At 50.9% G+C, this 13,298-nt stretch carries 11 protein-coding genes; 6 read left to right on the plus strand and 5 right to left on the minus strand.

The window, feature by feature from the left end:
- Window positions 1-55: 55 nt before the first annotated feature.
- The 3 genes from QQL65_RS06345 to QQL65_RS06355 are packed head-to-tail and all read right to left on the minus strand — an operon-like array spanning window position 56 to window position 3,631.
- Window positions 56-1,333, minus strand: a complete 1,278-nt coding sequence (locus QQL65_RS06345; protein ID WP_284362884.1) for a dihydrolipoamide acetyltransferase family protein — start codon at window positions 1,331-1,333, stop codon at window positions 56-58.
- Complete coding sequence (locus QQL65_RS06350) at window positions 1,333-2,349, minus strand: alpha-ketoacid dehydrogenase subunit beta (RefSeq protein WP_284362885.1); 1,017 nt, start codon at window positions 2,347-2,349, stop codon at window positions 1,333-1,335. Before QQL65_RS06350 ends, QQL65_RS06345 begins: the two co-directional genes overlap by 1 nt.
- A gap of 4 nt (window positions 2,350-2,353) precedes the next feature.
- On the minus strand, window positions 2,354-3,631 hold the full coding sequence (locus tag QQL65_RS06355) for a 3-methyl-2-oxobutanoate dehydrogenase (2-methylpropanoyl-transferring) subunit alpha (RefSeq protein WP_284362888.1): 1,278 nt from the start codon (window positions 3,629-3,631) through the stop codon (window positions 2,354-2,356).
- A 226-nt stretch (window positions 3,632-3,857) separates the two neighbouring features.
- Here QQL65_RS06355 and QQL65_RS06360 point away from each other — a divergent pair, with 226 nt between their 5' ends.
- A complete protein-coding gene (locus QQL65_RS06360; protein ID WP_284362889.1) occupies window positions 3,858-4,322 on the plus strand; it encodes an Lrp/AsnC family transcriptional regulator in 465 nt (154 codons plus the stop codon).
- On the opposite strand, the gene QQL65_RS06365 is transcribed toward QQL65_RS06360, so the two are convergent.
- Together QQL65_RS06365 and QQL65_RS06370 are read right to left on the minus strand one after the other, a co-directional pair.
- Window positions 4,319-5,032: a winged helix-turn-helix domain-containing protein gene (locus QQL65_RS06365; RefSeq protein WP_284362891.1), complete on the minus strand. Its 714-nt coding sequence runs from the start codon at window positions 5,030-5,032 to the stop codon at window positions 4,319-4,321. The genes QQL65_RS06360 and QQL65_RS06365 overlap by 4 nt on opposite strands.
- Before the next feature lie 14 nt (window positions 5,033-5,046).
- Window positions 5,047-7,038 (minus strand): hybrid sensor histidine kinase/response regulator, encoded by a 1,992-nt coding sequence (locus tag QQL65_RS06370; protein ID WP_284362892.1) that lies wholly within the window; start codon window positions 7,036-7,038, stop codon window positions 5,047-5,049.
- 193 nt (window positions 7,039-7,231) lie between these two features.
- On the opposite strand from QQL65_RS06370, the gene QQL65_RS06375 reads away from it, so the two are divergent.
- From QQL65_RS06375 to QQL65_RS06395, 5 genes are all read left to right on the plus strand, one after another.
- Complete coding sequence (locus QQL65_RS06375) at window positions 7,232-8,020, plus strand: ABC transporter ATP-binding protein (protein WP_284366228.1); 789 nt, start codon at window positions 7,232-7,234, stop codon at window positions 8,018-8,020.
- A complete protein-coding gene (locus tag QQL65_RS06380) occupies window positions 8,021-10,003 on the plus strand; it encodes a long-chain fatty acid--CoA ligase (RefSeq protein WP_379863589.1) in 1,983 nt (660 codons plus the stop codon).
- Window positions 10,000-10,896: a branched-chain amino acid ABC transporter permease gene (locus tag QQL65_RS06385; RefSeq protein ID WP_284362893.1), complete on the plus strand. Its 897-nt coding sequence runs from the start codon at window positions 10,000-10,002 to the stop codon at window positions 10,894-10,896. The genes QQL65_RS06380 and QQL65_RS06385 overlap by 4 nt, the downstream gene beginning before the upstream one ends.
- 2 nt (window positions 10,897-10,898) lie before the next feature.
- Entirely contained in the window at window positions 10,899-11,963 is a 1,065-nt protein-coding gene (locus QQL65_RS06390) for a branched-chain amino acid ABC transporter permease (RefSeq protein WP_284362894.1), read from the plus strand.
- A gap of 83 nt (window positions 11,964-12,046) precedes the next feature.
- Window positions 12,047-13,279, plus strand: a complete 1,233-nt coding sequence (locus tag QQL65_RS06395; RefSeq protein ID WP_284362896.1) for an ABC transporter substrate-binding protein — start codon at window positions 12,047-12,049, stop codon at window positions 13,277-13,279.
- Window positions 13,280-13,298 lie beyond the last annotated feature (19 nt).

Raw genomic sequence — 13,298 nt, forward strand, 5'->3', positions numbered from 1 at the left:
AAAGGGGCCTTTTGGCCCCAATATTTATTGATCGTTCTACTTGATTTTGCTGACCTTAAGAGAAGATCAACAAAGGTTTTTCGAGCAAAGATTTGATCCGCTGAACAAACACAGCTGCATCCCAACCATCAACAACGCGGTGGTCAAAGCTCGAGCTTAAGTTCATGGTTTGGCGGGGCACAAATTTCTCGCCGTCCCAAACAGGCTTTGTTTCCATCTTGTTTACGCCGATGATCGCCACTTCTGGGTGGTTGATTACCGGGGTTGTCACAATGCCCCCCATTTTGCCCAACGAAGTGATGGTGATCGTCGAGCCTGTCAGTTCTTCACGCTTTGCGGTGTTGTCTCTTGCCGCCTGCGCCAATCGAGACACTTCAGCGGCACTGCGCCAAAGCCCAAGCTTTTGGACATCTCGCACAACCGGCACCATCAAACCATTGTCGGTTTGCGCCGCAATACCAATATTGATGCTCTTATGCTGGTGGATGATGCCATTTTCATCATCATAATGTGCGTTCAGGCCAGGTTGGTCTTCAATCGCCATCACCATGGCGCGCATCAAGAATGGCAACAGGCTCAGTTTTGGCTGACCTTCTTCGCGTGATCCGTTGAGGTTCTGCCGCAATCCTTCAAGTTCTGTGACATCAATCTCTTCCACATATGTGATGTGGGGGATGCGTGATTTGGCGCGGCTCATTTGCTCTGCAATTTTGCGTCGCAAGCCAATGACCTTGACCTCAGTGGTCTCAGCACCTTGCGGCTTGTCATATGGGGTCATCGCAACCGCAGCGCCAGAACCTTTCATGCTCAGCAAATGCCGATCGAGGTCTTCATGGGTAATTATCCCATTCGGGCCCGTTCCCTTAAACTGCGACAGATCGAGGTTGAGGAACTGACCGCGTTTGCGCACCGCCGGCGATGCCAATACTTTTCCACCATCTGACTTGGCCAATGCTTGGCCCGCAGGCAAGGTGGCGGCAGTTGGCGTAGATGCAGCGGTAGGAGGCGCTGCAACAGAAGCTGCTTCAGCCGGTTGCGCCGCAATTTCAGGAGTTACTTCTTCCTCCGAGACTTCATCTGAATTGCCTTCACCGATTACGTCAAGCTTGATCAAGTCAGCGCCAACAATCACCGTATCCCCAATTTCAGCACCAAGCCAAGAGATAGTGCCTTGAACAGGTGAGGGGATTTCAACGGTTGCTTTGTCGGTCATCACCGCGCCGATAATGTCATCCTCAGCAACGACATCGCCGACTTCTACATTCCACTCCACCAACTCAGCTTCTGCAACGCCTTCGCCCACATCGGGCAATTTAATGACATGCGTACCCATTATTTTGCCTCCAATGTTGCTTTAAGCGCAGCGCCAACTCTTTTGGGTCCCGGGAAATAATCCCACTCCTGCGCATGCGGATATGGTGTGTCCCAGCCCGCAACCCGTTTCACCGGTGCTTCAAGCGAATAAAAACAGTGTTGTTGAACCAAAGCGGCCAATTCTGCGCCGAAGCCAGAAGTGAGCGTGGCTTCATGTACCACAACACAACGGCCAGTTTTTTCGACAGATTTTTGAATGGTCTCAAGATCCAGCGGCAGTAGACTGCGCAGGTCAATCACCTCAGCATCAATGCCTTGTTCGCGTGCGGCGGCTTCAGCCACAAATACCATCGTGCCATAGGCTAAAATGGTGACATCGCTGCCTTCGCGGACAATTTGCGCTTTGCCAATTGGCACTGTGTAGTGCCCTTCCGGCACCTCGCCTTTTTCGTGCTTGGACCAAGGCGTCACCGCCAGCTCGTGATGTCCATCAAATGGTCCATTATAAAGGCGCTTCGGCTCCAAAAAGATCACGGGATCATCATCTTCAATCGCTGCGATCAGCAAACCTTTTGCATCGTAGGGGTTTGACGGAATGACCGTTTTCAAACCACTGACATGGGTAAAGATCGCCTCAGGACTTTGCGAGTGGGTTTGCCCACCAAAAATGCCACCACCGGTGGGCATGCGGACAACCATTGGGCAAGTGAACTCGCCGTTCGATCGGTGCCGCATACGCGCAGCTTCGGAAACGATCTGGTCATAAGCTGGCAGAACATAATCCGCGAATTGGATCTCAATGCAGGGCCGTTTGCCATAAGTCGCCATGCCAATTCCCGCGCCAACAATTGCGCTTTCATTGATCGGTGCATCAAAACAGCGCTCTTTGCCATATTTGGCTTGCAAGCCATGGGTGCAGCGGAAAACGCCGCCGAAATAGCCAACATCTTCGCCAAAGACCACGACGTCCTCGTCTTGACCCATTTTAACGTCCATCGCATCGCGGATGGCTTCAATCATTGTCATACGTGCCATGATGCTAGCCCTCCAATCCTTGCTTCTCAAATTCAATGCGTTGGCGCACCAGATGCTCCGGCATTTCTTTGTAAACGCCTTCAAACATCATCTCAGCGTCCGGGCCGTGACCCTTATTGAGCGTGCCATGGCTTTCAGCTTCTTTTTGGATGCGAATGATCTCGCTCTCAATTTCAGCCTTCGCTTGGGTATGGCGCTCTTCGGTCCAATCTGAATTGGCGATAAGGTGCAATTTTAGGCGCTCGATCGGATCACCCAATGGCCACGCATCGCTTTCGGTTTGCGGGCGATATGCAGTTGGATCGTCTGATGTTGAGTGCGCGGCAACTCGATAGGTTACCCATTCAATTAGTGTTGGGCCAAGATTGCGGCGCGCGCGTTCTGTGGCCCATTTTGAAGCGGCCAAAACGGCCAAATAGTCGTTCCCATCGACGCGGATCGATGGGAACCCATAACCAAGGGCGCGGGCGGCGAATGTGGTGTTTTGACTACCAGCAATCGCATTGGAGGAGGAAATGGCCCATTGGTTATTCACAATGTTCAACACAACCGGTGGCTTATAAACCGAGGCAAACAACATGCCGGAATGGAAATCTGTTTCAGCGGTAGAACCGTCGCCAATCCAAGCCGATGAAATTTTGTCGTCGCCGGAAATCGCTGATGCCATTGCCCAACCAACCGCCTGCACATATTGAGTGCCCAGGTTGCCAGAGATGGTGAAAAACCCATGATCTTTAAACGAATAGAGCGCGGGCAATTGCTTGCCATCAAGCGGATCTTTTTCGTTCGAGTAGATCTGGTTCATCATATCAATTAGCGGACATTCCGCCGCGATCAACAAACCCTGCTGACGGTAGGTGGGGAAGTTCATATCTCCCGGGCGCATCATGCGTTGGAAACCAGTGGCAATTGCTTCTTCGCCAGTGCACTGCACATAGAATGAGGTTTTGCCTTGGCGTTGCGCTGTTTGCATACGCTGGTCAAATGCGCGTGTGACCATCATGTCTTTTAAGCCGCGCAGCAATGTCTCATCGGTCAAGTCGTCGCCCAAATACTCAGCCCATGGGCCAACAGCGTTTCCCTTACGATCTAAAACGCGGACAATGGAATAAGCCATGTCGCGCATATCCTCAGCCTTGGTATCAAGGTCTGGGCAGCGGGTCTCACCAGCTTTTGGGATTTTGATGTGAGAGAAATCAGGCTTGTCCCCGGGGCGTCCGGGAGGCTCTGGAATATGAATGCTGAGCGGGCCTTTGTGGCCGCTTTCTTTATTATCTGCCATTTGTCCTCCAAACCTGCCGCTTTGGTTCGGCACGCGCCAATTAAAACACATCTCGTCCGGAAGGAATAAATGTCAGTTTTCCTGACCTAATTTTCAAACCCTAGCTCCCCCCGGGCTTTCCTTCGCTATTTTCAACATTGTTGACGCGCTTTTTCACTAAAGTATGCTGTGCGACAGTAGTATTTTGGCTATAATGGCTAAAATCATACACCAAATTAGGCAAAAAATGAAGCTTGATGCACTAGATAGAAAGATAGTCGCTATTTTGCAGCAGGAAGGCCGCATCCGCACAATTGATTTGGCGGAGCGTGTTGGATTGTCGCCAACGCCGTGCGCGCGACGTATCGTTCGGCTTGAAGAAGAGGGTGTGATTACCGGTTACACAGCGACCGTCAATCAAGACAAAATGGGATTACCTATTTCAATTTTTGTCTCCGTGGAATTGGAAAACCAAGGCGCTGAAGCACTGCAGCGTTTCGAACAAGATGTTGTTTCGTTTGAAGAGGTCATGGAATGCTTCATCATGACCGGTAGCCAGGACTTCTTAATGCGCGTCGTTGCCGCAGACTTGGCTTCTTACGAGCGGTTTTTGCAGGAAAAACTTACGCGGGTTCCAGGGATTAGGATGATCCGCTCGCGTTTTGCGCTTAGAAGAATCGTTAAGCGCAATCGCTTGCCAAATCCGTCTTAATCGACAGCTTCGACTTGCGGGGTGAATACATATCCTGCGCCATAAACGGTGCGAATGAGCATTGGGTTTTTCGCCGTGTCCTGCAATTTCTTGCGTAAGCGCGAAACTTGCGCATCTATCGAGCGGTCGAACGCATCATTGTCTTCCGCGTAAAGATCCATCAAGCGGTCACGCGACAGGACTTTGCCCGGAGAGGACACAAATGCCTTGAGCAATCGTGCGTCGGCAGCACTCATTTGCTCCGTTTCACCTTGCGGGTTTGTAAGTTCAAGCGTTGAAAAATCTGCACACCACTCAGCAAAGCGCACCTTCTCCATCCGATCAGAGGGGGCTGTTGCCATTTTTTCGACCCGGCGCAACAGGCTGCGTGCGCGCGCGGCAAGTTCAATTGTATTGATCGGTTTGACCAAATAGTCGTCAGCGCCAAAGTCTAGGCCCAGCACCCGATCACCCAATGCCCCGCGGCCACTGACGACAATGGTGGGGATGTCCATTTCCCCAAGCGTGTCACGCAACAAAACCAAGGCGTCCCCGTCGGGTAACGATAAGTCAATGATGCAAAGATCAGGGGCGCTGGAGGTCAAAGCAGCGTCAAAATCTGCGATTGTGCCAAAAGATTGAATGGCGAAACCATGGGTTTTCAACTCACGCTCATAGAGCGCACGCACATCGGCATCATCTTCCAAAATATAGATGATCTTGCTGGTCATTGGCTCGTTGGTACTCACTCGTTTGGCGACATATGACCATAATCGCTGCGCGCAATTTGTGCATACTGGATCGCTTCAATCAGCTTATGCTGCTCAAATGGTTTGCGCAACAAAGGGTGCTTAATGCTTTGGTCGTGGTCGATTTGCGCTTGTCCGGTCATCAAGACGATTGAAGTTAATGGGAACTTTTGCGCGACAAAACTGGCCAGCTCAACGCCATTGGTTTGACCCGGCATGGAGATGTCGGAGAGCACTAAATCAATTCCATCGATGGATTGGACGAGCTCTTTCGCTTCGTCTCCATGTTCCGCTTCGATCACCGAAAACCCAAGCGATACGAGCTCACGTCGCAAGACAGCGCGTACCTCGTCTTGATCTTCAACCAACAATGCTATTTGCCCGTCGAACTGTGTTTTAAACTCTGGTGCAATCATTTCGTCTTGGGTCGGGCGCTCATTCACCTGCGGAATAAAAATGGTGAATATGGTGCCTTTACCCATCTCGCTTTGCACCGCAATGTGGCCGGCGGACACATCAACAAAACTTTGCGCCATCGATAGGCCAAGACCTGTGCCGCCAGCCTCATTGCGGGTGGAAAAGAATGGGTCAAAAATCTGTTTTTGCACTGCGGCGGGCATGCCCGCCCCATTATCTTCGCAGCTGATTTCGATATAGTCGCCTGCCGGTAACCCAAATCGCTCTGCTTGAATATCGCCCAAATTGACCGACCGAAGCATCAACCCGATCCGTCCAGGTTCAGTTTTATGCGCGTCATCAATCGCGCTTTTGGCGTTGAGCGCGAGGTTTAGAAGTGCGTTCTCCATCTGCCCCGGGTCGACGCGCGCAAAAAGGTCTTTTCCTTCCACCACCATGTCCAACCCAATGTTGGGCGGCAACGACGGTTTGATCAATTCGCGCAATCCTTCAAATACGTCCCGCACATCAATAATCCGCGCATCGAGCGGCTGGCGGCGCGCAACGGTCAAGAGCTGTCGGGTCAATTCCGCCCCGCGTTTGGCGGCGCGCAAGGAGGGATTGATCATTTCTTTGATTAACTCTGCGTCTTCAACCCGCTCAGCCAATGGGCGCAAATTGCCCAAAATGATCGTCAGCAAATTGTTGAAATCATGGGAGATGCCGCTCGATAATCGCCCAATTGCTTCCATCTTTTGCGCCTGACTGAGCGCTTGGGCGGCAGCGCGTTGCTTGGTCATGTTGATTGAGAGGACGTAGAAACCGCGCACGGTTTTGTCGATCCGCAGATCGGGGCGCAAAAAGGTGCGAATATCCAACTCCCGCCCATCAATATGGGTAAAATCAAGGTCAAATTCGGTCGCTTCACCAAGTTTGGCGCGTGCAAAATAGGGAGCAGAAACCTCATGGATGGCACGTGCCAAAATCTCATGGGTGCTGCGCCCTAAAACCTCATCAACATTCAACCCATAGCTTTGTGCAAAGCGCCGATTGACGAATTGAAACACCTCATCTTGATCAAGATAGGCGATACCCGCGGGTACTTCATTGGCAATCAATCGAAGCCGTTCTTCGGATCGGCGTAGGTCGCGGGTTTGCTCTTCAATGCGCCGCTGCAGCTCAATCTCATAATGGCGTTGCTGGGTGATGTCGGTATAGATGGTGGCAAAACCACCTTTGGCCAGCGGGGCGCCGCTGACGCGGATTACTCGTCCATTGGGCCGCACCCGTTCAACCGTATGTGCGCGAAACTCGCGTGCGACGCGAATACGCTCCTGCACCTGCTCTTCAACGTCACCCGGCCCATACTCGCCATGTTCGGAGTTATAACGAATGACATCCTCAAAGGTGGTGCCGCGGGTCAAGAGCTGCTGTGGAACATCAAGCAATTCGCCCAGTCTTTTATTGGCAAAAACCAATCTTAGGTTTTTATCGAACACGGTTATGCCTTGATCGATATTATCAAGCCCTGCCTCAATTTGAATAAGCAATTCAATGGCTTGAGAGTCGGATAGGTCACCCTGATCTGCCAATATTTCCTCCCTCAGATGCGCTTGTCACAATTGCGTACAATTTGGGCAAATTCTTGCAAGAAGAACTGTCTAAAAGGGTCATAAGGACGTTGCGCATCACATTGCCATAGACGAAACTCAATTTGTCTAATCGGTCAAGAGATAAAAATGTGAAGGCGCTGGGGAGGGAAGTAAATTGATTGCACCAACAAAAATGTTGGACGTGGAAAATGTGTCGCTGCGCTTTGGCGGTGTTAAAGCGCTGACAGATATTTCGTTTCACGTAAATGAAAACGAGATTTTCTCACTCATTGGGCCCAATGGAGCCGGCAAGACTTCAATGCTTAATTGCATTTCAGGTCGTTACCGCCCGCAAGAGGGTAGCATTACTTATGATGGGCAAGACCTATTGAAGCGCTCGATTAATGACCGCGCAGCAATTGGTATTGGTCGTACGTTTCAAAACTTGGCGCTGTTCGGCCATATGTCGGTGATCGACAATATCTTGGTCGGCCAGCACCATCTTTTGAAAAACAATTTTGTCACCGGCATGTTCTATTGGGTTGGCGGCGCGCAAAAAGAAGAAGAAGCGGCCCGCGCCGATATCGAAGACATTATCGACTTCCTGGAAATCCAGCATGTGCGCAACGAGCCCGCGGGATCATTGTCTTATGGCTTGCGCAAGCGCGTCGAATTGGCTCGCGCCATCGCGATCAAGCCAAAATTGATGCTGCTCGACGAGCCAATGGCCGGCATGAATTTGGAAGAAAAAGAGGACATGGCTCGCTACATTATCGAGCTGAACGAGCAATATGGCATCACGGTTGTGATGATTGAGCACGATATGGGTGTGGTTGTTGACATTTCGCACCGGGTCGCTGTGCTCGATTTTGGCCAAAAAATTGCCGAGGGCCTGCCGCACGAAGTGGTGGAAGATGAGCAAGTTAAAACCGCTTATCTCGGCGTAGACGATTTCAGCCTCGATGAAGAGGAGGTTGGGTAAATGACTGTGCATCGCGAGATTTCAGGATCGAAAATCAAATGGGACGCAGGCGCGAACCATGCTGCGGCTGTTCAAGCAAATGACACCTTGCCGAAAATGCTGTTGGCGAACGCTAAGGCCTATCCAAATGATGTGGCTCAACGCGAAAAAGACTTCGGTATTTGGAACGAAATCACATGGGGTAAATTCAATTCCCACGTGAAAAACATGGCGCTTGCGTTTGACCAACTTGGCGTCAAGCAAGGTGACGTGGTTGCAATCATTGGCGACAACAGACCTGAATGGGTGTGGGGCGAAATCGCTGCACACACCGTAAAGGCTATGAGCTTGGGCATTTATCGCGAAGCGCTCGAAGAAGAAATCGCCTATCTTGTGGATTACGCAAAGCCAAAAGTGGTGGTGGCAGAAGACGAAGAGCAGGTTGATAAGTTCCTCGAACTTGGCGATCGCATCCCTTCAATTGAAAAGATCATCTATCACGACCCACGCGGGATGAAGAAATATGACGATCCGCGTCTAATCTTTTTGGCGGACCTGGAAAAAATGGGCGAAGAAGCGGCGGCGAAAAATCCGGGCCGCTATGAAGAGCTCGTTGCGGCGACCCAGACAGACGATGTGGCGGTTTTGTGCACAACGTCAGGCACCACCTCAAATCCAAAATTGGCGATGTGGAAGCACTCGGCATTTTTGGGTCATGCGGTAAACTATCTCCGTGCGGATCCAATGGGTGCGGGCGATGAATATCTAGCGGTTTTGCCGCTCTCTTGGGTGATGGAACAAATGTATTCGGTGGCCTGGAATTTGGTTGCCCGCATGATTGTCAATTTCCCCGAAGAAGAAGAAACCGCAATGTCCGACTTGCGCGAAATCGGGCCGCACTTTGTGCTGCTGTCGCCGCGCGTTTGGGAAGTTGTTGCAGCCGATATCCGTGCCCGGATGATGGAAAGCTCCCCTTGGAAGCAAACAATTTTTGATTGGGGCGTGAAGGCGGGTATTAGCGCGGTGGAACGTGGCGAGCGCTCGCAAGCCGCAGAGCTTATTCTCTTCCGTGCATTGCGCGACCGGCTTGGCTTTTCGCGGCTCAAGTCCGCTGCCACCGGCGGTGCGGCGATGGGGCCAGATACGTTCAAATTCTTCCAAGCTATGGGCGTGCCGCTCAAGCAGCTATATGGGCAAACTGAGGGGTTGGGCGCTTATACCATCCACAAATGGGATGATATTGACCATGATACGGTTGGCTTCCCAATGAATGACTGCACCATCAAGATCCGCAACGCGGATGACGAGGGCATGGGCGAAATCATCGTCAATCACCCCAACTTGATGACAGGCTATTATAAGAACACTGATGATACCGATGAAGCCTTTGACCAGGACGGCAATTTCCTTACTGGCGACGCTGGTTATTTGAACGACAAGAACCACTTGGTTGTTGTCGATCGGATCAAAGATTTGTCCGAAACGAGCAAGGGCATCAAGTTCTCCCCTCAATTCATCGAGAACAAACTCAAATTCTCCACCTTTGTGGCGGAGGCGGTAATTTTGGGCAAAGATCAGCCCTATATTTCAGCGATGATCTGTATCCGCTATCCAATTGTTTCAAAATGGGCAGAGCAGCGACGGATCGCTTTCACCACTTATACGGATTTGGCGTCGCGTCCGGAGATTTACGAGTTGCTGCGCAAAGAAGTTGAAGCAGTTAATGAACATCTGCCTGAAGCGCAGCGGATCAAGAAATTCGTGCTGCTTTACAAAGAACTCGATGCAGATGATGGCGAACTAACGCGCACCAAAAAGGTCCGTCGCGGCGTAATCGCAGACAAATATGCGGATATTATCGGCAAAATCTACTCCGACGATACGCATGTGGATATCGACACCGTGATTGCATTCCAAGACGGCACGAAGCAGCGCATCAAAACATCACTCAAAGTTCAACGCCTCGACGACAAGAGCGCGATGGAAGGGAGCATGGCATCATGAAGTGGGACTTACTTTTCCAACTCCTCGTCAATGGTTTAATCGTCGGGATGCTTTACGGCGTGGTCGCCATGTGTTTCGTGTTGATCTACAAATCAACGCAAGTTGTGAACTTTGCCCAAGGTGAGTTTTTGGTGCTTGGTGCGTGGGTGTGCCTAGCACTTGTCACTCAAATGCAACTGCCGTTTTTCCTCGCCTTTATCTTCACTCTCGTCTTTATGGCGATCTTCGGTATTGTCGTGCAAACGGTGATTTTGAGACCGCTCATCGGTGAGCCAATCATCTCGGTGATCATGGTCACCATTGGCCTATCGATCTTTATGCAATCGCTGATGAACTGGATTTTTGGCAACGATGCAAAGCGTTTCCCCGACGTGTTCGGCACCTCAGACGTGGTTTCGATCATGGGGTTGAACGTGGAAGTGGCCTATCTGCTTTCGCTGGTTCTCTCCCTCGTGATTATGGCGGTATTCTTCTGGTTCTTCCGCTTCACCCGTCACGGCTTGGCGATGCGGGCCACAGCGTTTGACCAACAAATCGCACAGAGCTTGGGTATTTCAGTAAAGCAGACCTTTGCGATGGCATGGGCAATCTCCGCCATGGTTTCGGGCGTCGCAGGTATCGTGATTGGCATCGTGAACTCGGTTTCAAACTCCCTGGCATTTGTGGGCATCAAAGTGTTCCCAGCGGTCATTTTGGGCGGGCTAGATTCCATTGTTGGCGCGGTTGTTGGCGGCATCATTATTGGTGTGCTGGAAAACATGGCGGAATATGCCGATGGGCAGTGGCTGAAAATCGGCAACCTCTATACCATCGCACCGTTCTACGTGCTCATCATCATCTTGATGATTAAACCTTACGGCCTGTTTGGCACCAAAGACATTGAGAGGATTTAGCGGTGGGACACGTACCTAATCCACGCCCGGCTGGCGACTTCAGAACGTCATATATTGATGACAACCGTTTGTTCAAAACACACTTCGAGAAATATGCAGCGATTGGCGTTGTGTTGCTCCTTATCGCGGTTGCACCATTCTTGGGCGCTTACTGGATCACACAACTGATTTTGATCGGCATCTATGCCATCGCAGCAATTGGTTTGAACATCTTGGTGGGCACCACCGGCCAAATCTCGCTCGGTCATGGCGCATTCTTCGGTTTTGGCGCATTCGCCAGTGCTTGGCTCGCGACGAGTTTTAATGTGCCAACGTTGGTGTCCATGCCAGCAGCGGCGTTGATGACCACAGCGGTTGGCATGATTTTCGGCGTGCCAGCTGCGCGGATCAAGGGCCTATATCTGGCCATCGCAACCTTGGCGTCACAATTCATCTTGGAAGATTTCTTCGCTCGCGCAGATTGGTTCTCTGGCGGTGTATATGGCGCGCTAGCCGATCGCCCCGACATTTTCGGCTATATGCTCGATACCGACCTGAAATATTTCTACCTAGTACTGTTCTGGCTGGTGATTAGCGTGATTGGGGTGTCGAACCTTTTGCGCTCACGTGATGGACGCGCATTGGTTGCTGTTCGTGATCACTATCTGTCTGCAGAAGTGATGGGCGTGAACCTTACCAAATACCGTATTCTGTCATTCGGCATTTCATCGTTCTTTGCAGGCTTGGCTGGTGCCTTGTTCGGGCATTATCTTGAATATGTGTCGGTCGAAGGCTTCACCATTCTCTTGTCGATCCAGTTTTTGGCTATGATCATCATCGGCGGCTTGGGATCTGTTTATGGCTCAATATTGGGCGCGGCATTTATCTTGCTGCTGCCCCAATTTATGGAAAGCGCCACATCCATCATGGCTGTCGCGTTCCCTGCAATGGAAAGCGGCAAGGCATACGTCAAGCAAATGTCAATTGGCGCCGCCATCATCCTATTCCTGATCTTTGAACCTGAGGGGCTTGTCCACCGTTGGCAACAAATTCGTGCCAGCTGGAAGCTGTTCCCCTTCTCAAGATAAGGCGAAATAAAAAAGCACCCGAACTCGGCAAAATAAGAGGTGCTGACGAACAAAATGCCGAACTTTTAAAGAGGAGAAACAACGTGAATTTGAAATCATTATCACTGGCAGCATTAGCCACCAGCCTACTCGCTGGCTCTGCTGCGATGGCGCAAGACAGCGTCTTTGTTGGCCACTTGGTCGACTATACAGGCCCAACCGCTTTTGTGGGTAAACACTATGGTCCTGGCGTTTCGGATGCGATCAACTATGTGAACGCAAATGGCGGCATTGATGGCACCAAGATCGAGCTAACGCAGATCGACTATGCCTATAAGGTGCCAGAAGCATTGGCCGCTTATAAAGCATGGTCATCACGCGGCATGGTCGCAATGCAAGGTTGGGGCACAGCTGACACAGAGGCTTTGATCTCGTTTGTAGCCAAAGACAAGATCCCGGTTTACTCAGCGTCTTATTCGGCACACTTGACCGATCCACAAGGCTCTAACCCAGCAACCAAAAAGCCTGCGCCATATAACTTCTTCTATGGCCCATCATATTCTGACACTTGCCGCGCTTTGGCACAGTGGGCAGCTACAGATGCAAAAGAAAAAGGTATTGAAAACCCGATTTTCTTGCATGCTGGTGATAACCACCCTTATCCAAACGCACCAAAAGAAGCTTGTGCGGCTTACGCAACGGAATTGGGCCTAACAGTGGCTGATCCAATTGTTGTGCCAATGAAGCCAGGTGACTTTAAAGCGCAATGCCTAACCATCAAAGATACTGGCGCTCAATATGTTTATATGGGCAACCTAGGTGGTTCAGTGGTTTCACTATTGAAATCATGTGGCACAGTAGGTGTTGAAGCCAACTATATGGGCAATGTGTGGGCAGGTGACTACCTAACTATCACAGCGGCACAAGCCGAGAACCTAATCTTCCCGTCTTCAACTCCATTCTTTGGTCAAGACGTGCCGGGTATGGCATTGGTTGAAAAAATCGCAGCTGCTGGTGAAGGCAACGGCGAAAACAAGCCTACTCACCACTATATCCGTGGCATCTGTTCAGCTTACTACATGATGGACGCGATGAAGTGGGCGAAAGCCAATGGCGGCATTACAGGCGAAAACATCAAAGCCGGTATGTATGCGCGTCAAGATTGGGTGCCTGAAGGTCTTGAGGGCGTATGCTTGCCATCAACTTGGACTGACAAAGATCACCGCGGCCTGATGACTGTTGCTGTGAACCAAGGTTCATACAATGGCGGCGAGATCACCATCAAACGGATTTCAGAAACAACTCTGCCACGTCGTGACGACTGGTTGGGCCTGTAATCTAATCTGAAGACGGAAA

The organism is Maritalea porphyrae, assembly GCF_030159895.1.
GTDB classification, from domain to species: Bacteria; Pseudomonadota; Alphaproteobacteria; order Rhizobiales; family Devosiaceae; genus Maritalea; species Maritalea porphyrae.